We start from the raw sequence: 19,117 nt of genomic DNA on the forward strand, positions 1-19,117 counted from the left end.
TTGGGAATACTCGGGGAACAAGCGCTCCCCCGTCGGCCACGGTGCGGCCATTTTCGCTGGTCAGCGACCCTCCGGCGAGACTTCAACCCGCGAGTACTTCGGGATTATGTCGGGATATGCGGCCGATAGTTCAAATTGAGCAAGGCCCCCGATCCGCGTTTCCGCAGGTCAATGCCTATTTTCTTGTCGGGCTGACAGGATTTGAACCTGCGACCCCTTGACCCCCAGTCAAGTGCGCTACCAAGCTGCGCCACAGCCCGAAGCCCGCGTGGACCGAGCGGCCCGGCGAGCGCTGTGAACCATACCGCAGCGCGCGGCCGGGTCCTGCATCGGCTCACGCGCCGCGCTGGGCTCGCGGTCCAGAGTCGCGTCAGGGCTGGCGTACGCGTGCGCTGTCGTTGCTGATCCGCAGGCCGCTGGTGTCCACGGCGACGAACTTCGAGGCCGGGATCTTCTTCAGGTCCGCGATCAGGCGGTCCGGCCAGTGAGTGTTGCGCTCGCCCTGGAAGTACCACGGGGAGCCGTTGTCGGCGAGGACCAGGCCGTAGGTCTTCATCGCGCGGACGACGACCCGTGCGCGCGCGCCCAGGTGCGACGCGTCGTACGACGCCTTGAGCCGGAACCGCGCCCCCATCGGCGGGTAGCGGCGGACCGAGCCCGAGCCGGCGTCGTGCCGGGCCGGCCAGAGGTGGGCCCGGGCGGTGCGGTCGGTGGTGAACCGGATGGCGTGGTCGACCCGGCCGGCCTTCACCTCGTTCCAGCGCAGCAGGCCGGGCAGGATCGGGAGCCCGGCGGCGTCGGCGGAGGTCCAGCCGTTCGGGCGTAGCCGGTTGCTGCTCAGCAGCCAGGTGGCGCCGGAGCCGGCCCGCCAGCGGCCGTCGCTGACCCGGGTGTTCCACGTCTCGTAGAGCCGGCAGGTGCTCTTGTCGACCACGACCGCGTGCTTGTCGCCGGCCGAACTGCGGCCGCCCTCGATCCGGGTGTCGTCACCGAACGGGTAGCGCACCCGGTCGCTCTCGCTGGCGTAGTCGAAGCGGACCGCGACCTTCCGGTGCGCTCCCCCGACCACGGTGACCGGGATGCCGTAGTCCGGCCCCGCGCCGTACGACGGGCCTAAGTCGGGGTGCAGCCGACGTCCGGTGGACATCGACGCCAGCCAGGCCCGGCTCCGGGCGTGCACCGGCAGCCGCGAGACGTCCGCCCGCCACCAGTTGTCGGCCGGGAAGGTGCGGCAGGAGGTGCCGGCGATCGGTCGAGGCGCGACGGACCGGGTCGAGGCACCCCCGTCCGGGGCCGCCACCGCCAGCGTCGGAAGGGCCAGCGCGAGGGCGAGCACCGCGCCCGAGACGGTCGACCGTGCGATCCGGGTGCCGCGCATGGGCTACCTCTTCCGCTTCTCCCGCGGACGCTGCTGGAGCACGATCGGGGTCCCCGCGAAGCCGAACTCCTCACGGAGCCGACGCTCGATGTAGCGCTCGTAGCCAGCGTCCAGCTTGCCGCTGGTGAACAGGACGAAGGTAGGCGGTGCGGTGCCCGCCTGGGTGCCGAACAGGATCTTCGGCTGCTTGCCGCCCCGGACCGGGTGCGGGTGCTCGGCGACGAGGCGGCCGAGGAACGCGTTCAGCGCACCGGTCGAGATGCGGGTCTCCCAGCCCTCGATCGCCTTGTCCAGGGCCGGGACCAGCCGGTCGACGTGCCACCCGGTGCGCGCGGTGATGTTGATCCGCGGCGCCCACTGCACCTGGACCAGCTCCCGCTCGATCTCGCGGTCGAGGTAGTAGCGGCGCTCCTCGTCGACCAGGTCCCACTTGTTGAACGCGATCACCAGGGCGCGGCCGGACTCGCGGACAGTCTGGATGATCCGCACGTCCTGCTCGGAGATGGTCTGCGACCCGTCGACGACCAGGACGGCGACCTCGGCCCGCTCGATCGCGGTGGTGGTGCGCAGGGACGCGTAGTACTCGTGGCCCGAGGCCTCCTTCACCCGCTTGCGGATGCCGGCGGTGTCGATGAACCGCCACTCGCGCCCGCCCAACGTGATCAGCTCGTCGACCGGGTCCACGGTGGTACCGGCGACGTTGTCGACGACGACCCGCTCCTCCTTGGCCAGCTTGTTCAGCAGCGAGGACTTGCCGACGTTGGGCTTGCCGACGATCGCGATCCGGCGCGGGCCGCCGACCTCGGCCTCCCGCTCCGGCGGGGGCTCGGGCAGCGCGGCGAGTACGGCGTCGAGCAGGTCGCCGGAGCCGCGGCCGTGCACGGCCGAGACCGGCCACGGCTCGCCGAGGCCGAGGTTCCACAGTGCGTAGGCCTCGGCCTCGATCCGCTCGTCGTCGACCTTGTTGGCGGCCAGCACGACCGGCTTCTTCGAGGCCCGCAGCACCTTCACCACGGCCTCGTCGGCGTCGGTGATGCCGACCGTGGCGTCGACCACGAACAGCACCGCGTCGGCCAGTCCGACCGCAATCTCGGCCTGCGCGGCGATCCGCTCGGCCATGCCGCGGGCGTCGGGGTCCCAGCCGCCGGTGTCGACGACGGTGAACGCGCGGCCGTTCCAGTTCGCGTCGTAGGACACCCGGTCGCGGGTCACGCCGGGGACGTCCTCGACGACGGCCTCGCGGCGGCCGATGATCCGGTTCACCAGGGTGGACTTGCCCACGTTGGGCCGGCCGACCACGGCGAGCACGGGCACCGGGCCCAGCGCCTCGGGTACGGCGGTGCCGTCGGCCGGGCTGGCGTCGGTCGGGGCGCCCTCGGCAGGGTCAGTCATGGAGGTTCTCCTTGGTGGACACCGGGCGCGTGGCGACGACGTCGTCCGGTGACAGATCGGTGATGGGGCCGGGCAGGTCCCGCCCGGTGAGCGCGCGGGCCCGGTCGAGGTGCGCGACGAGCTCCCGATGCAGCAACACCGCGGTGGCCCGTACTTGTTCCCGGGTCCGCGGCCAGGGCTGCGGCTCGACCCGGACCGGGGCGCCGTACACGAAGTCGATCCGGCCGCTCTTCGGCGGCAGCGCGTTCATCCCTCCGCCGGGCGGGCGGGTGCCGAAGTTGACCACCGGTACGACGGGTGCGCCGGTGACCAGCGCGAGGTACGCGACGCCGGCGTGCACGTGGTGGAACTCCCCCGCACCGCGGGTGCCCTCGGGGTAGATGCCGACGACCCCACCGTCGGCCAGCACCCGCAGGCAGGTCTTCACCGCGCCGGGGTCCACCTCGGTGCGGTCCAGCGGGATCTGCCCGACCGCGCGCAGGCCGTGGCCGGTGCGGCCCTCGAACATCTCCCGCTTGGTGAGGGCGTGCACCGGGCGCGGGCAGAAGATCGCGAGCAGCGGGCCGTCCATCAGCCCGACGTGGTTGGACGCGACGATGACCGGCCCGGCCTCGGGCAGGTGCTCGACACCGTGGTTGGCCACGTCCCAGCGGCGGCGCAGCACCATCCGCCCCGAGGGACGGAAGGTCCGGAAGAACCAGTGGGCGGGCGGGCGTACGCCGTCGATGCGGGGCAGCTCGAGGGGCTGGGCACTCACGCCCGCTCCGCGGCGGTCGCCTCCGCCACCAGTGCCACGACCTGCGAGATCACCTCGTCGAGGGTGTACGGCGTGGTGTCGATGTGGTGCGCCCCCTCGGCCATGGTGAGCGGGGCGGTGGCCCGGCCGGAGTCGATCTCGTCGCGGGCCAGCAGGGACGCCTGGGTGGCGGTGACGTCGGAGCCGCCCTCCTCGGCGGCGCGCCGGGTGGCCCGGGCGTCGGCATCGGCGGTGAGGTAGACCTTGACCGCGGCCTGTGGCCAGACGACCGATCCGATGTCGCGGCCCTCGACCACGATGCCGCCCTCGCCGATCACCGACCGCTGCAGCTCCAGCAGCCGGGCCCGGACCTCGGGGACCGCGCTGACCGGGCTGACCGCGTTGGTGACCCCGCGCTCGCGGATCGCGGTGGCCACGTCCCGGCCGTCGACCGAGATGGTCGGGTGGTCGGGGTTGGTGCCGGACTCGATCAGCGGTGCGTTGACCCGGGCCGCGACCGCCTGCGCGTCGAGCACGTCGACGCCGTCGCGGAGCATGAACCAGGTCATCGCCCGGAACATCGCGCCGGTGTCGAGGTAGCGCAGCCCCAGCCGGGAGGCGACCCCGCGCGACGTGCTCGACTTGCCCGACCCGGAGGGTCCGTCGATGGCGACGACGACGTTGCTGGTCACGGTGTGGAGCCTCCTGGGTGCGGGCAGCGCGGGCACGATTGTGCGGGCAGCACTCTACTGGTGGAGGGCCCAGCCACGCTCTTCGAGAGCGTCGGCGAGGGTCGCCGCGCGGTCCACGTCCACCAGCAGCTCGACCTGGCCGACCGGGCGGCCCGGGTCGTGGTCGATGTGGATGTCCTCGATGTTGACGCCGATCTCGCCCGCGTCGGCGAACAGCCGGGCCAGCTCCCCGGGGTGGTCGGGCACCGCGACGTACACCGACGCGGTGGGGCGGACCGGGCCGCCGTGCTTGCCGGGGATGGCCCGGGTACCCGTGACGCCCTCGCCGAGCAGCGCGGCCAGGTCGGCGCGTTCGCCCCCGGCCACCGCGTGCCGCAGCGAGGTCAGCCGCTCCTGCACCTCGTCGAGCAGGGCGAGGACGGCACCGGCGTTGGCGGTGATGATCTGCTCCCACAGCGCCGGGTCGCCGGCCGCGACCCGGGTGACGTCGCGGACGCCCTGGCCGGAGAGCGCGAGGTGCTCCCCCGGTGCGTTGGCCAGCCGCCCGGCGACCAGTGAGGCCATGAGATGCGGCAGGTGGGAGGTGCGGGCGACCGCGAGGTCGTGCTGGTCGGGGGCCAGCGTCACCGGGACGCCGCCGCAGACCTCGACCAGGGCGGTGACCAGTGCGACCGCCGCCGGGTCGGCGTCCTCGTGCGGGGAGACCGCCCAGGGACGGCCCTCGAAGAGCAGGGCGGAGGCGGCCAGCGGGCCGGAGCGCTCGGAGCCGGCCATGGGGTGGCTGCCGACGTAGCGGCGCAGGTCGGCGCCGGCGGCCCGCACCTCGGCCAGCGGCTGCCCCTTGATGCTGCCGACGTCGGTGACCACGGCGTTGCCGGAGGACAGTGCCGCCAGGACCTCGGCACCGAGGTGGTCCGGCGGCACCGCGACCACGACCAGCTGGACCGTGGGCGCGTCCTGGGCGTCGTACGGCCGGCCGGCGCCCAGCCCGGACGCCGTGCGGACGTGCTCGGAGGAGCGGTCGGAGAGGAGTACGTCGATCCCGGCGCGGCGGCAGGCAAGGCCGACGGAGGTGCCGAGCAGGCCCGAGCCGACGACGTGGACCGGTCCGCGGAGGGCGCCGTCAGTCACCGGTGACCGCCGGCTCGTCGGGGACCTCGCGCACCCGGGTGAGGTCGCGGCGCAGGTTGGCAGCGCCGTGCAGGTAGACGTGCGTGATGTCGGCGCGGGGCAGGTCGGTCTCGACGTGCGCCATCATCCGCACCACCCGCGGCATCGACCCCTCGATCTCGAGCTCGCGGGCGCAGATCAGCGGGACCTCGCCGAACCCGAGCCGGCGGGCGGCGTACGCGGGGAACTCCGAGTGCAGGTCACCGGTCGCGGTGAAGACCACCGAGATGAAGTCGTCGACGGTCAGGCCGTTGGACTCCATCACGTCGAGCACCATCTCCGCGACCCGGTCGAGCATGTGCTCCCGGACGTCGCTCTCGAGCTGGGTGGCACCTCGCACCGCCCGCACCGCCACGGCTGCCCCTTTCGCTGCGCCCGGTCTGCCTGCGCCCGGTCGCGCGCGCCGGGCGGTGCCGCCAAGGCTAGCCAACCGGGGCAGGCGCGGCGGCGGGTGTCCGGCAGGGTCCCAGGCGGGCTGGTAGTCGAACGACCAGTGGTTCCCCTCGGGGTCCTCGACGCTGCCGCGCTGGCATGGGGTCGTTCAGCCGTCGGGCCGGGCTGGTGTGGACGCGGCTGCGTCGTGCCCGGGACCGGGCCCGGCAGCGACGGGTCGACCTCTACGAGCGGCGCCGTCAGGACCGCGAGGAACGCCGGGAGGCCGGCATCCGCGACTTCCCCCGCGGTGGCGCCTGACGCCCACCGGCCAGGTCTTGCGCACCCAGAGGCCAGGTCTTCGCTCCGAGCGGCCGCACCGACGGCGCGGTCGCGCATGTCGCACGTTCTGGTCGTCCCGGGGCACCTCGGGCAGCCACAACGTGCGACACGCGCGGGACGGCCCGGGGACTGACGACCCACGTTCAGGCCGGCGAGATGTCCGGGCACTCCTCCCGCCCGATCCAGCACCGCAGCACCACCCCGCAGCGGGCGCACGCCTCCTCGTGGAAGCACGACCCCCACCACGTCGGCACCTCGACGCAGGAGTCGTCGGTGTCGGCGAAGTGCCGGGAGCGGCGGATCACGGGGACGTGCTCGCGACGCTCCCGGCCCGAGCACCCACCTCGGGAGTCCTGGGGCGCACGCGGCTGCGGCACGTGCACCGGCACCAGGCTCTCCGGCTCCACCAGGTCGTCGTGGTGGTAGCCGTAGTCGTCCCACACGGAGGACGAGCTCACAGGGGACCGCACCGTGAGGATCTGTCGGGGGCAGCACCGGTCATCCGAGGCCCGTACCCGTCACCCGGAGACGGACACCCCCGGACCAGACCGGCCGGCGCCGCACGCGGTCAGAGCCCGGCCGCGTCCAGCAGCCCGCCGAGCTCGGCGGAGGTCAGCTCCCGCAGCGCACCGGTCTTCAGGTTGCCGAGCCGGACCGGGCCGAACGCGGTCCGGGTGAGCCGCTTGACCGGGTGCCCGACGTGGTCGAGCAGCCGGCGCACGATGCGGTTGCGGCCCTCATGGATGACCAGCTCGACGATGGTGCGTCCCTTGGCGCCACCCTGCCCGTGGCTGACCACGCCCACCCGCGAGACCGCGACCGGGCCGTCCTCCAGGGTCACGCCCTTGCGCAGCCGGGCCAGAGTCTCCTTCGAGACCGCGCCCTCGACCTCGGCGACGTACGTCTTGTCCACCTCGTACGACGGGTGCGCCATGCGGTGCGCGAACTCGCCGTCGTTGGTCAGCAGGATCAGCCCGGAGGTGTCGGTGTCGAGCCGCCCGACGTGGAAGAGCCGCTCGGGGCGGTCGGCGACCAGGTCGGTGAGGGTACGGCGACCCTCGGGGTCGGACATCGTCGAGACCACGCCGCGCGGCTTGTTGAGCACCAGGTAGACGTGCGCGCTCACCGGCGGCAGCCGCTCGCCGTCGACCCGGATCACGGCGGTGCGCGGGTCGACCTTGGTGCCGAGCCGGGTGACCACCTCGCCGTCGACCTCGACCCGGCCGTCCAGCATCAGCTCCTCGCACTTGCGGCGCGAGGCGACGCCGGACTGCGCGAGCAGCTTCTGGAGCCGGATCAGGCCGTCGTCGTCGAGCGCGTCCTCGATCCGTCCGGTCACGTGGGCTCGGTCCCCCCGTCGGGCTCGACGCCCGGGCCGTGCGACGGCTCCTCGTGCCCCACGGGAGGCGCGTCCTCGGCCGACGGGGCAGGGGCCGGAGCCGGCTGGGCCAGCGCGCCGAGCTCGTCCTCCATGTCGTCCATGTCGGGGAGGTACGGCGCGAGCTCGGGGAGGTCGTCGAGGGAGGTGATGCCGATCCGCTCGAGGAAGTACCCCGTGGTCCGGTAGAGGTTGGCGCCGGTCTCGCCGTCCTGGCCGGCCTCCTCGACCAGCCCGCGGGTGAGCAGGGTGCGCATCACGCCGTCGACGTTGACGCCGCGGATCGCGGAGACCCGGGCCCGCGACACCGGCTGCTTGTAGGCGACCACGGCCAGGGTCTCGAGCGCCGCCTGGGTGAGCCGGGACTGCTGCCCGTCGAGCACGAACGCCTCTACCACCGGCGCGAACTCCTCGCGGGTGTAGAAGCGCCAGCCCCCGGCGACCGACCGCAGCTCGAAGCCGCGCCCCTGCTCGTCGTACTCCGAGGCCAGGCCGGTCAGGGCCGCGGCCACCTCCTCGACGGGGTAGCCGACGGCCGAGGCCAGCGTGACCTGGTCGAGGGGCTGGTCGGCGACCATGAGGAGCGCCTCGAGCGAGGGCCGCAGCTCGGCCACCGCGACCGCCAGCGTGTCCTGGGCGTCCTGGGTCTCGTTGACCTCCACCGTCTCGCTCACGTCGTCTCCTCCTGCTCGTGGTGAGCCGGCACGTCCTGTGCCGGGTCACCGCCCTCGTCAACCTGGTGAGTCGGCACATCGTGTGCCGGGTCACCGTCGGGCGGCGTGCCGTCGAACTCGTCGGTGATCTCGACCTCGCCCTCCTGGGCACCGGTCCAGCGCACCGTCAGCTCGCCCAGCGGCGTCACCTGGTCGAAGCCCACCGCGCCCTCGCGGAACAGCTCGAGCAGCGACAGGAACCGCGCCACGGTGGTCAGCCGGTCGGGCGAGTCGCCGCACAGGGCCCGGAACGTCATCGTCCCACTGCGGCGCAGCCGGTCCACCACCAGTGCCGCCTGCTCCCGTACGGAGACCTTGGCGGCGTGGATGTGGTGCAGGGACAGCTCGAGGATCGGCTTCGGCTCCATCGCCTTGGCGGCCAGCCTCGCGAACTGCTCGAGGCCGATGCCGATCAGCACCTCGGGCAGCAGCGAGGCGTAGCGCTCCTCGAGCCCGACCGCCCGGGCGTGCCGCTTGGACTCCCCCTCCAGCCGGCGCTCCAGCACCCCGGCGACCTGCTTGAACGCCTTGTACTGGAGCAGCCGCGCGAACAGCAGGTCCCGCGCCTCGAGCAGCGCGAGGTCCTCCTCGTCCTCGACGTCGCCCTGCGGCAGCAGCCGGGCCGCCTTGAGGTCGAGCAGGGTCGCGGCCACCAGCAGGAACGACGTGGTCTGCTCGAGGTCCCAGTGCGGGCCCCCGGCCTTGACGTGCGCGATGAACTCGTCGGTGACCTGGGAGAGCGCGACCTCGGTGATGTCGAGCTTGTGCTTGGCGATCAGGTTGAGCAGCAGGTCGAAGGGGCCCTCGAAGTTCGCCAGGCGCACCTCGAACGCCGGCGTCTCACCTGCCCCCTCGCTCGCGTCCTGGCCGGCCCCGGATGGCTGCGGTGCCGGTGGGGCGGCCACGGCGCTCATTCGGGGTCCCTGGCGCAAGCGCAGCGGAGCGAGCATTGCGCTGGGGTGATCAATGGTCCCTCAGCCGTTGGACGATGACGCTGTCGTCACCGTTGAGCTCGAAGTCGGCGAGCGCGATGGAGATCGCCTCGCGCACCACCCGGCCGCGGTCGACGGCCAGCCCGTGCCGGCGGCGCAGCAGCAGCCGCGCGTGCTCGAGGTCCATCAGCTCGTCGGAGGTGATGTAGACCGTCATCTTCTCGTCGTGCCGGACCCGGCCGCTGGGCCGCTTCGCGGTGGCGCCGGCGTCCCCGGTCTCCGGCTCCGCCACGGCCACCTCGACCGGTCGCTCGACCGGTCGGGGGCCGCTCCCGCCGTCGTGCCGCCGCGCGGTCGGGCGGAACAGCTCGTCGGCGGTCGGGAGGCTCACCCGTCTGCTCATTCGGGGTCCCGGCGGAGGTCGTCAGCGGACGAGCGCAGCGGAGGAGGCGAGGACTCCGAGGGAAGGCGACGGGCCAGCACCTCCTTGGCCAGCTGGCGGTAGGCGTCAGCGCCCGTCGACGTCGAGGCGTACGTCGTGATCGGCTCGCCCGCGACGGTCGAGTCGGAGAACTTGATGGTGCGCCGGATGACCGTGTGGAACACCTTGTCGCCCCAGGCGTGCACCAGCCGCTCCATGACCTCGCGGCTGTGCAGGGTGCGGCCGTCGAACATGGTGCCGAGCACGCCGTCGATCTCGAGCTTGGGGTTGAGCCGCTCCTGGACCTTGTCGATCGTGGTCTTGAGCAGCGCGACGCCCCGGAGCGCGAAGTACTCGCACTCGAGCGGCACGATCACGCCGTCGGAGGCGGTCAGCGCGTTGACGGTCAGCAGGCCGAGCGACGGCTGGCAGTCGATGAGGATGACGTCGTACTTCTCGAGGGCCGGGCCGAGCACGCGCTGCAGGGTCTGCTCGCGGGCCACCTCGTGCACCAGCTGCACCTCGGCCGCGGAGAGGTCGATGTTGGACGGCAGCAGGTCCATGCCGGGGACGCCCGAGGGCACCACGACCTCCTCGAAGGAGATGTCGCGCTCCATCAGCAGGTTGTAGACGGTCAGGTCCATCTCGTGCGGGTTGAGGCCCAGGCCCACCGACAGCGAGCCCTGCGGGTCGAAGTCGACCAGCAGCACCTTGCGGCCGTACTCCGCGAGGGAGGCGCCGAGGTTGATGGTGGTCGTGGTCTTGCCGACGCCACCCTTCTGGTTGCACATCGAGATCACGCGGGCGTTGCCGTGCGTGGCCAGCGGGCGCGGCTCCGGGAAGTCGGGCAGCGGGCGCCCGGTGGGCCCGATCTCGCGCTCGGCCGTCGCGACCGCGGTCGACGAGCCGTTCGTCGCCGAGCCGTTCTGGGCGCCCATGGTGGTGTCGATCCGGGGCTGGAGGGGGGTCGGTTCACTCACGCGGTGCTCGTCTCCGGGGGAAGTCGTGGTGGGCACGGGGGGTGGCCCCAGAGGAGGCATCTCGGGGGCACTGGCACCGTAGTGGCCGCCGTTCCGGCCGCCGAACTGACCCGGGAATCGGGAGTGGGTACCGCTCATGTGCTGCTCCTCGCCGCCCGGGTCGTCCAGGGGCCGTCCAGTGGGGCCGAATGTCGACTCGGCGACTTGTCCGCCCGAGCCTGCGCGCGACCCTACGACTCGCCTCCCGCAGCGACAAGCCGAACGCCGGTTCTCCACGCCGGTCCGGGAAATCTGTTGATGACGTGTGCACGGAAGCCGCCCTCCATGCACAAGATCCGGTCTACCTGTGTACAAACCTGTGCATGGGGAGGACCCGCCGACGGACCCCGGATTTCTTCGCCGGGACGCCTCACAGCCGCCGCATCGCCGACGCCATGACCACCGGTTCACCGGCCCCGTCCGAGGCGTCGAGGTCGACGGTCGCCTCGATCACCCAGTCGTGGTGGCCCTCGGGGTCGTCCAGGGTCTGGGTGACCCGCCACAGGCGCGCGGTGGTGTCCTCGGGGGCACCGACCGGCGGGCCGGTGGCCGGCTCGACCGCGAGCAGCGCGGGGCCACGGGCGTCCGCGCCGGTGTGCAGCACCTCGTGCTCGGTGAAGTACTCCTCCAGCGCCGCGTCCCACACCGAGCGGGTCATCACCACCTCGCGGGCAGGCTCGACCCGGTCGGCGTTCTGCCGCTCGAGCCGGACCAGCGCGTCGAGGTCGTCGCGGGCGACCAGCTCGACCCGGCGGAACAGCGCGTTGCGCACCATCACCCGGAACGCGCGCTCCTGCCGCGAGATCGGCCGCGGCGGGGGCGGCGGCTCGTGGTGCGCGACGTCGGAGCGGACGTGCCCGGGGTCGGCCAGCGCCTCCCACTCGTCGAGCAGCGAGGAGTCGGTCTGGCGGACGGTCTCCCCCAGCCACTCGACCAGCTCCTCCAGCTCCGGCGTGCGGTGCGACTCGGGCACCGTCTGCCGCAGCGTGCGGTAGGCGTCGGTGAGGTAACGCAGCACCAGCCCCTCGGAACGGGCCAGCTGGTAGCGCGATACGAAGTCGGTGAAGGTCATGGCCTGCTCGTACATCTCGCGGACCACCGACTTCGGCGACAACCCGTCCTCGGGCAGCCACGGGTGGCTCTGCCGGTAGATCTCGTACGTCGCCTCCAGCAGCTCCGCGAGCGGCTGCGGCCAGGTGACCTCCTCCAGCAGCGCCATCCTCTCGTCGTACTCGAGGCCGTCGGCCTTCATCTCGGCGACCGCCTCGCCGCGGGCCTGGTGCTGCTGCGCGAACAGCACCTGCCGCGGCGCCTCGAGCACCGCCTCGACCACCGAGACGATGTCGAGGGTGTGCTCCTCGGCCTCGGGGTCGAGCACGTCGAGCGCGGCCAGCGCGAAGTGCGCGAGCGGCTGGTTGAGGGCGAAGTCGGCCGGCAGGTCCTCGGTGAGCACGAACCGCCGGCCGTGCTCGTCCGGCTCCTCCAGGCGCCTGAGCACGCCGGTGGCGAGCAGCGACCGGGCCAGCCGAAGCGCGCGCCGCTCGAGGCGGTGCCGGTGGCGTGGGTCCTCGTGGCTGGTTCGCAGCATCCGCCGTATCGCCGCGAAGGCGTCCTCCTCGCGGGCCACGACGTTGAGCAGCATCGCGTTGTCGACCTTCATCCGGGACACCAGCGGCTCGGGGACGCCGGCGACCAGCTTGTCGAAGGTCTGCTCGGTCCACACCACCGCGCCCTCGGGCGGCTTCTTCAGCTGCGCCTTGCTCTTCTTCTTGGGGTTCGCCTTGTTCCTGGCGTCGGCCCTCGCCCTGGCCCGCTCGTTCTCGATGACGTGCTCGGGCGCCTGCACCACGACGTACCCCTGGGTGTCGAAGCCGGCCCGCCCGGCTCGCCCGGCGATCTGGAGGAACTCCCGGGTGCGCAGGATCCGCTGCCGGCTGCCGTCGAACTTCGCGAGCCCGGTGAACAGCACGGTGCGGATCGGGACGTTGATGCCGACCCCGAGGGTGTCGGTGCCGCAGATGACCTTGAGCAGCCCGGCCTGGGCGAGCTGCTCGACCAGCCGGCGGTAGCGCGGCAGCATCCCGGCGTGGTGCACGCCGATCCCGTTGCGCAGCAGCTTCGAGAGGGTCTTGCCGAACCCCGAGCCGAAGCGGACGTCGCCGATCCGGGCGGCGATCGCGTCCTTCTCCGCACGGGTGGTCGCGCTGAGGGTGAGCAGGGACGTCGCGTGCTCGACCGCGGCCGCCTGCGTGAAGTGCACGACGTACGCCGGGACCTGGTGGGTGGTGACCAGCTCCTCGACGGTCTCGGCGAGGGCGGTGAGCGCCCAGCTGAACGACAGCGGCACCGGGCGCTCGGCGTCGTCGACCAGCGCGGTCTCGCGGCCGGTGCGCGTGGTGAGGTCGTCGACGAACCGGCTGACGTCGCCCAGGGTCGCGGACATCAGCAGGAACTGTGCCTGCGGCAGCTCCAGCAGCGGCACCTGCCAGGCCCAGCCGCGGTCGGGCTCGGCGTAGAAGTGGAACTCGTCCATGACCACCAGGCCGACGTCGGCGGCCCGGCCCTCGCGCAGCGCGATGTTGGCCAGCACCTCGGCGGTGCAGCAGATGATCGGGGCGTCGGGGTTCACCGAGGCGTCGCCGGTGAGCATGCCGACGTCGGCGGCACCGAAGACCTCGCACAGCGCGAAGAACTTCTCGCTCACCAGCGCCTTGATCGGCGCAGTGTAGAAGCTGACTCGGTCGTCGGCCGCGGCCGCGAAGTGCGCGGCGGTCGCGACCAGCGACTTCCCGGACCCGGTGGGGGTGGCGAGGATGACGTTGCTGCCGCCGAGCAGCTCGATCACCGCCTCGTCCTGGTGGGGGTACGGCGTGATGCCCTGGCCCGCCACCCAGCCGTTGAAGGCGTCGTACAGCGTGTCGGCGTCCGCCCCGCGGGGCGGCACCAGCCGGGACACCGTCATCCGCGGGCCCGGGGGTGCGCGGTGGCGAACACCTCGCGCAGGTTGTCGACGGTGACCAGCGTGTAGACCTGCGTGGTGGTGACCGACGCGTGGCCGAGCAGCTCCTGGACCACACGGACGTCGGCGCCGCCGTCGAGCAGGTGGGTCGCGAACGAGTGCCGCAGGGTGTGTGGCGAGACGTCCCTGGTCACCCCCGCCCGGTCGGCGGCCTTGACCAGCACCGTCCACGCGCTCTGCCGGGAGAGCCGGCCGCCGCGGGCGTTGAGGAACAGCGCCGGCGTCCCGGTGCCGGCCGCGACCAGCCCGGGCCGGCCGCGGACGAGGTAGGCGTCGACCGCGGCCCGCGCGTAGGAGCCGACCGGGACGATCCGCTCCTTGTCGCCCTTGCCGCGCAGCCGGACGGTGCCGTCGGTGAGGTCGAGGTCGTCGACATCGAGGCCGACCGCCTCGGAGATCCGGGCACCGGTGCCGTAGAGCACCTCCAGCAGGGCCCGGTCGCGCAGTGCGAGCGTGGTGCCCGCGGCCCCGGCCGCCTCGAGGATCGCCTCGACGTCGGAGAGTGGCAGCGCCTTGGGCAGCCGCTTGGCGGGCGTCGGCGGCTTCACCGACGCGGCCGGGTCGGTGCTGGCCAGCCCGTCGCGCACCGCGAACTTGTGGAAGCCTCGCACCGCGACCACGGTCCGCGCGGCGGAGGTGGCGCCGAGCGGCGAGTGGGCGGCGTCGCCCTCGCGGAGCCGCACCAGGAACGACGCCACGGTCGCCTCGGTCACCCCGGACAGGTGGGAGATGCCGGCCTCGTCGAGGAACCCGGCGTACCGCCGCAAGTCGCGGCGGTACGACGAGAGCGTGTTCGCCGCGAGCCCGCGCTCGACGCTCAGGTGGTCGAGGTAGGTCCGGATCGCACGCCCGATGCCGCTGGGCGCACTGCCCCCGGCCGGGCCGGCCGGGCTCTCCGGCGCCACCGCGGTCACCCCGCTCCCCCGGCGATCCCGGTGCGGCCCGTTGTCCCCGGACGTCCCGCGGTCAGCTCGTCGCGGCGTACCTCGTAGGCGAGCACCGCCTGCACCACCGGGCCGTCGGCCACGCGGCCGTCGAGCACCGCGGCCAGCAGCTCGTCGAAGGGCACCCAGCGTGCTTCGAGCAGCGCCTCCTCGTGGACCAGCTCGAAGTCACCGCGGTCGCCGTCACGCAGCCCGCGGGCGAGGTAGATGTGGATCCGCTCGTCGGAGAGACCGGGCGACGACCAGGTGCTGAGCAGGTGCGTCCACTCCTCGGCGACCAGCGCCGCCTCCTCGAGCAGCTCGCGCCGGGCCACCTCGACCGGGTCCTCGCCGGGCACGTCGCACAGTCCGGCCGGCAGCTCGACCACGCGGTGCCGGACCGGGTGGCGGTACTGCGCCTGGGTGTACACCCGCTCCTGCTCGTCGACACCGAGCACGATCACCGAGCCCGGGTGCTCCAGGACGATCCGGCGGAACGCCTCGCCGCCGGTCGGCAGGGTCACCTCGTCGCCGCGCAGCGCGACCACCCAGTGGTCGCGGTGCAGGTCGGTCGAGGCGACCACCGGCCAGCCCTCCGGCTCGTCGCGGAGGTCGGGGGCCGGATCCTGGGTGGGCACGGCCCCGACCCTACCCGCGACCGCGGTCAGTCCTCGTCCTTGCGGCGCAGCCCCTCGTCGATCGGGAAGCGCAGCTCCTTCTGCCGCTCGATCGCCGCGCCGACCAGCCCCTTGAACAGCGGGTGCGCACGGGTCGGGCGGGACCGGAGCTCGGGGTGCGCCTGGGTGGCGATGTAGTAGGGGTGCACGTCGCGCGGCAGCTCGACGAACTCGACCAGGTCGAGGTCGTTGTTGAGGCCGGAGAACACGAGCCCGGCCGCGGCGAGCTGGTCGCGGTAGGCGTTGTTGACCTCGTAGCGGTGCCGGTGGCGCTCCTCGATCCGGGGCGCGTCGTACACCTCGCGGGCGATGCTGCCCTCGGCAAGGTCGGCGGGGTAGAGGCCCAGCCGCATGGTGCCGCCCAGGTCGCCGGCCCCCTCGACGAACGCCTTCTGCTCCTCCATGGTGGCGATCACCGGCTCGGGGGCGTCCGGGTCGAACTCGGTGGACGCGGCCTTCTCCAGGCCGGCCACGTTGCGGGCGAACTCGATGACCATGCACTGCAGGCCCAGGCACAGGCCGAGCGTCGGGATGCCGTGGGTGCGGGCGTAGGTCAGCGCGCCGAGCTTGCCCTCGATGCCGCGGATGCCGAAGCCGCCGGGGACGCAGACCGCGTCGACGTCCTGGAGGTGGCGGGCGGCGCCGGCCGGGGTGTCGCACTCGTCGGAGGGGATCCAGCGCAGGTGCACCTTCGCCTCGTGCGCGAAGCCGCCGGCCCGGAGCGCCTCGGCGACGGAGAGGTAGGCGTCGGGCAGGTCGATGTACTTGCCGACCAGCGCGACCGTGACCTCCTCCTGCGGGTGGTGCACCCGGCGGAGCAGGTCGTCCCAGACCGTCCAGTCCACGTCGCGGAACGGCAGGTCGAGGCGGCGTACGACGTAGGCGTCGAGGCCCTCTCGGTGCAGCACCTTCGGGATGTCGTAGATGGACGGCGCGTCGGCCGCGGTGACCACGGCCTCCTGGTCGACGTCGCACATCAGCGAGATCTTCTTCTTGATCGACGTCGGCAGCTCGCGGTCGGCCCGGCACACCACCGCGTCGGGCTGGATGCCGATCGAGCGGAGCGCGGCCACCGAGTGCTGGGTCGGCTTGGTCTTGAGCTCGCCGGAGGGCCCGATGTAGGGCACCAACGAGACGTGCAGGAAGAAGCAGTTGTCGCGGCCGATGTCGTGGCGGACCTGGCGGGCGGCCTCGAGGAACGGCAGCGACTCGATGTCGCCCACGGTGCCACCGATCTCGGTGATCACCACGTCCACCCCTTCGCCGCCCATGGCGCGGATCCGGTCCTTGATCTCGTTGGTGATGTGCGGGATCACCTGGACGGTGTCGCCGAGGTAGTCGCCGCGGCGCTCCTTGGCGATCACGCTCGAGTAGACCTGCCCGGTGGTCACGTTCGCGATCTGGCCGAGGTCGGTGTCGAGGAACCGCTCGTAGTGGCCGATGTCGAGGTCGGTCTCCGCGCCGTCGTTGGTGACGAACACCTCGCCGTGCTGGAACGGGTTCATGGTGCCCGGGTCGACGTTGAGGTAGGGGTCCAGCTTCTGCATCGTGACCCGCAGGCCGCGGGACTTCAGCAGACTGCCCAGGCTGGACGCCGTGAGGCCCTTGCCGAGGGAGGAGGCGACGCCTCCGGTGACGAAGACGTGCTTGGTCGGCGCGCTAGAGGCCAAGGAAACTCCCGTGGTCAGACTGTTCCACGCGAATTGCGTGGTCTGCTACGGGGTTCCAGTCTACCCACGATCGGCCGCGACGCGGCAATCAACGGCCGCGACGCGCGGGGTGTCGTCCGGCTCGATCCGTCCCGGCAGCGTCTCAGCCCTGCGGCAGCGGACCGTCGGTGCCGTCGACGCCGTAGTGCCGGGGCCCGCCCTGCTTCTCCTGGGCCAGGGCCAGCACCGTGGCCAGCCGCCCGGCCTCGGTCTGCACCGAGTCCACGGTCGACACCACGGCAGCGGTCTCGTCGTCGGCGCGCAGGGTCTGCAGCACGCCGCCGGTCGCCGAGGCCGTGGTCCCGGCCACCACCACCCCGTCGGCGGTCGAGGCGAGGCCGGTGAGCAGGCCGCCGTAGATGTTGGTCTCGCCGGCCTTGTCGGTCGGCTCGTCGCCGAGCACCACCAGCACGAGGCTGCCGCGCTGGGTGGTCTCCGCCGGGGAGCTCATCAGCTTGGCGCCGCGGAGGCTGCCGAGGATGTCGGTGGCGGCCTGGTCGGTGGCCGCGCCGTGGTCGCTGACGCTGGCGACGGCACGGCCGATCAGCTGACCCATGCGCACGTAGGTCGTGGCGTCCGGGGCGACCGCGGCGGTGCCCACGGCCTCGGTGACCTGGCTCGAGAGCGTGTCGACCAGCGACTTCTTGTCGGGGGCCAGCAGGTCCGGCCGGGCGCCGTACCGGCCGCTGACGGTGCCGCCCGCCTGCGCAACCCCAGCGGTCAGCGCGGCCACCGTCTGCTGGTCGGCGCCGGGCAGCACCACGATGCTGACCGGGCGCAGGGTCAGCTGGCCCTTCACCGCCGCGGGGACCAGGCCGGAGGTGACCTCGTCCTGGTAGTCGCCGGCGGTCCGCTCGGCCGCCAGCTCCGCGGCGAGCGTGTCGGCGTCGCGGCCGGAGCCGCCGTCGTCGGCGACGGCCTTGCCGAGGTCGGAGAGAGGTCCCCCGCCGAGGGCGACGCCGAGCGCCAGCGCGAGCAGGACGGCCAGGATCGACACGGAGTGGTGGCGGAGCCGGGTCACGGGAACAGTCCTCGGATCTGGTCGATGAGGTCGGACAGGTGCGGCTGCAGGTCGGCCCACCACTCCTGGCCCACCGGGGTCGCCGCGATCGCGACGCCCACCGCGAGCAGGCCCAGCAGCAGGGTGAGCCACACGTGCCGGGCGCGCACCCGGCCGGAGTAGAGGGACGGGACTGCCCGGGCGTCGACCAGCTGCGGGCCGACCCGGAGCCGGGTGAGGTACGTCGAGGCGAGGCCGGCGCGCTGCCGGTCCAGGAAGTCGTCCAGGCTGGCGTGCACGCCGGCGCCGATCACCAGCGAGGCGCCGGCCAGCCAGGCCAGCATGAGCGCCGCGTCCTCGGGCGTGGCGCCGGTCTCGAAGCGCAGCGGACGCACGCCGAGCCGCTCCATCGCGTCCATCGGGGTGCTGCCCTCGCCGCGGTCGACCACCACGACGACATCGGTGGCGTTCCGCAGCGCCTTGGCGGACACCCGGTCCTCGGCGTGGTGCGGCGAGCTGAGCACGATCACGTCGGGCTGACGCCCGGCCTCGAGCAGGATGTCCGCGGCGGCGTCGACCGCGACCAGCACCGGGCGCTGCTCGCGCAGGTAGGTCCGGATTCCCCTCAGCTCGGCGGCGAGGTCCGGCCCGGGCACCACGACCACCACCGGCCGCCGTTCGACCCGGGTGTTCAGGCGGGGCGCGCCGGTCCCGTGCAGCAGCAGGTCGGCCTCGCGACGCAGGAACTCGGTGCTGTTGTGGGTGAAGGTCTCGAGCTGGACTGCCATGCCCGACCGGGCCGAGTCGAGCTGCTCGTCGAGCGCGTCGGCGTCGAGGACGCGGCCGCTGGCGAGCTGCTCCTCGCCGGCGTAGACCACACCGTCGTCGATCCGGATCAGCTGCCCGTCGCGGATCCGCGACCACTCCTCGGGGTCGACCTCGTCGACGAGCAGGACCCCGGCCTCGGCGAGCACCGACGGGCCGAGGTTCGGGTAGCGGCCGGAGACGAACCGGCTGCGGTTCACCACCGCGGCGACCTCGGCGTCCACCAGCTTCTGGGCGGTGGCGCGGTCGAGGTCGAGGTGGTCGATGACCGCGATGTCGCCGCGGTCGAGTCGGGAGACGAGGCTGCGGGTACGCCGGTCGACCCTCGCCGTGCCGGTCAGGCCGGGCAGGGTTCCGTCGGGAGATCTGCGCGCGAGTTTCATGACCGCTGCATCGTGACATGCGGACGGGGCCCGATC

At 72.9% G+C, this 19,117-nt stretch carries 19 protein-coding genes and 1 tRNA gene; 1 reads left to right on the forward strand and 19 read right to left on the reverse strand.

What is annotated here, in order from left to right; genetic code table 11:
• Positions 1–186 precede the first annotated feature (186 nt).
• From EKO23_RS10220 to aroH, 7 genes are all read right to left on the reverse strand, one after another.
• Positions 187–260: transfer RNA gene (locus EKO23_RS10220), tRNA-Pro, on the reverse strand.
• A gap of 110 nt (positions 261–370) precedes the next feature.
• Entirely contained in the window at positions 371–1,378 is a 1,008-nt protein-coding gene (locus EKO23_RS10225; RefSeq protein WP_134716869.1) for a hypothetical protein, read from the reverse strand.
• A gap of 3 nt (positions 1,379–1,381) precedes the next feature.
• A complete protein-coding gene (gene der, locus EKO23_RS10230; protein WP_246051009.1) occupies positions 1,382–2,770 on the reverse strand; it encodes a ribosome biogenesis GTPase Der in 1,389 nt (462 codons plus the stop codon).
• A complete protein-coding gene (locus EKO23_RS10235) occupies positions 2,763–3,527 on the reverse strand; it encodes a lysophospholipid acyltransferase family protein (RefSeq protein ID WP_246051010.1) in 765 nt (254 codons plus the stop codon). The genes der and EKO23_RS10235 overlap by 8 nt, the downstream gene beginning before the upstream one ends.
• Positions 3,524–4,198, reverse strand: coding sequence for a (d)CMP kinase (gene cmk / locus EKO23_RS10240; protein ID WP_134716871.1), 675 nt, complete (start codon positions 4,196–4,198; stop codon positions 3,524–3,526). The genes EKO23_RS10235 and cmk overlap by 4 nt, the downstream gene beginning before the upstream one ends.
• A gap of 54 nt (positions 4,199–4,252) precedes the next feature.
• Positions 4,253–5,329 carry a prephenate dehydrogenase gene (locus EKO23_RS10245; protein ID WP_134716873.1) on the reverse strand — a complete coding sequence of 359 codons (1,077 nt, stop codon included), beginning with the start codon at positions 5,327–5,329 and terminating at the stop codon, positions 4,253–4,255.
• A complete protein-coding gene (aroH, locus tag EKO23_RS10250; RefSeq protein ID WP_134716875.1) occupies positions 5,322–5,723 on the reverse strand; it encodes a chorismate mutase in 402 nt (133 codons plus the stop codon). Before aroH ends, EKO23_RS10245 begins: the two co-directional genes overlap by 8 nt.
• A 176-nt stretch (positions 5,724–5,899) precedes the next feature.
• Here aroH and EKO23_RS25215 point away from each other — a divergent pair, with 176 nt between their 5' ends.
• The gene (locus EKO23_RS25215) at positions 5,900–6,061 is read left to right on the forward strand and encodes a hypothetical protein (protein ID WP_167880414.1); all 162 of its coding nucleotides are present in this window, start codon (positions 5,900–5,902) and stop codon (positions 6,059–6,061) included.
• Positions 6,062–6,225: 164 nt separating this feature from the next.
• Here the strand turns inward: EKO23_RS25215 and EKO23_RS10255 are convergent, their stop codons facing one another.
• The 12 genes from EKO23_RS10255 to steA form a co-directional block, all read right to left on the reverse strand.
• Entirely contained in the window at positions 6,226–6,540 is a 315-nt protein-coding gene (locus tag EKO23_RS10255) for a hypothetical protein (protein ID WP_134716877.1), read from the reverse strand.
• A 110-nt stretch (positions 6,541–6,650) separates the two neighbouring features.
• Positions 6,651–7,421 (reverse strand): pseudouridine synthase, encoded by a 771-nt coding sequence (locus tag EKO23_RS10260; protein WP_281280900.1) that lies wholly within the window; start codon positions 7,419–7,421, stop codon positions 6,651–6,653.
• Positions 7,418–8,134, reverse strand: coding sequence for an SMC-Scp complex subunit ScpB (gene scpB, locus EKO23_RS10265; RefSeq protein WP_134716879.1), 717 nt, complete (start codon positions 8,132–8,134; stop codon positions 7,418–7,420). The genes EKO23_RS10260 and scpB overlap by 4 nt, the downstream gene beginning before the upstream one ends.
• Positions 8,131–9,087, reverse strand: a complete 957-nt coding sequence (locus tag EKO23_RS10270; RefSeq protein ID WP_175582684.1) for a segregation and condensation protein A — start codon at positions 9,085–9,087, stop codon at positions 8,131–8,133. Before EKO23_RS10270 ends, scpB begins: the two co-directional genes overlap by 4 nt.
• A 49-nt stretch (positions 9,088–9,136) precedes the next feature.
• Positions 9,137–9,508 (reverse strand): hypothetical protein, encoded by a 372-nt coding sequence (locus EKO23_RS10275; protein ID WP_134716883.1) that lies wholly within the window; start codon positions 9,506–9,508, stop codon positions 9,137–9,139.
• Positions 9,505–10,464, reverse strand: coding sequence for a ParA family protein (locus EKO23_RS10280; protein WP_134717093.1), 960 nt, complete (start codon positions 10,462–10,464; stop codon positions 9,505–9,507). Before EKO23_RS10280 ends, EKO23_RS10275 begins: the two co-directional genes overlap by 4 nt.
• Positions 10,465–10,915: 451 nt before the next feature.
• Positions 10,916–13,507: a DEAD/DEAH box helicase gene (locus EKO23_RS10285; protein WP_134716885.1), complete on the reverse strand. Its 2,592-nt coding sequence runs from the start codon at positions 13,505–13,507 to the stop codon at positions 10,916–10,918.
• On the reverse strand, positions 13,504–14,406 hold the full coding sequence (gene xerD, locus EKO23_RS10290) for a site-specific tyrosine recombinase XerD (protein WP_175582686.1): 903 nt from the start codon (positions 14,404–14,406) through the stop codon (positions 13,504–13,506). The genes EKO23_RS10285 and xerD overlap by 4 nt, the downstream gene beginning before the upstream one ends.
• A gap of 68 nt (positions 14,407–14,474) precedes the next feature.
• Positions 14,475–15,125: an NUDIX domain-containing protein gene (locus EKO23_RS10295; protein ID WP_134716887.1), complete on the reverse strand. Its 651-nt coding sequence runs from the start codon at positions 15,123–15,125 to the stop codon at positions 14,475–14,477.
• Positions 15,126–15,151: 26 nt separating this feature from the next.
• Entirely contained in the window at positions 15,152–16,834 is a 1,683-nt protein-coding gene (locus tag EKO23_RS10300; RefSeq protein ID WP_134716889.1) for a CTP synthase, read from the reverse strand.
• 142 nt (positions 16,835–16,976) lie between these two features.
• Entirely contained in the window at positions 16,977–17,894 is a 918-nt protein-coding gene (locus EKO23_RS10305) for a copper transporter (protein WP_167880415.1), read from the reverse strand.
• On the reverse strand, positions 17,891–19,081 hold the full coding sequence (steA, locus tag EKO23_RS10310) for a putative cytokinetic ring protein SteA (protein WP_134716893.1): 1,191 nt from the start codon (positions 19,079–19,081) through the stop codon (positions 17,891–17,893). Before steA ends, EKO23_RS10305 begins: the two co-directional genes overlap by 4 nt.
• Positions 19,082–19,117: the final 36 nt, after the last annotated feature.

Origin of the sequence: Nocardioides guangzhouensis, assembly GCF_004519545.1 — a bacterium.
In the GTDB taxonomy this organism is placed as follows: Bacteria; Actinomycetota; Actinomycetes; order Propionibacteriales; family Nocardioidaceae; genus Nocardioides; species Nocardioides guangzhouensis.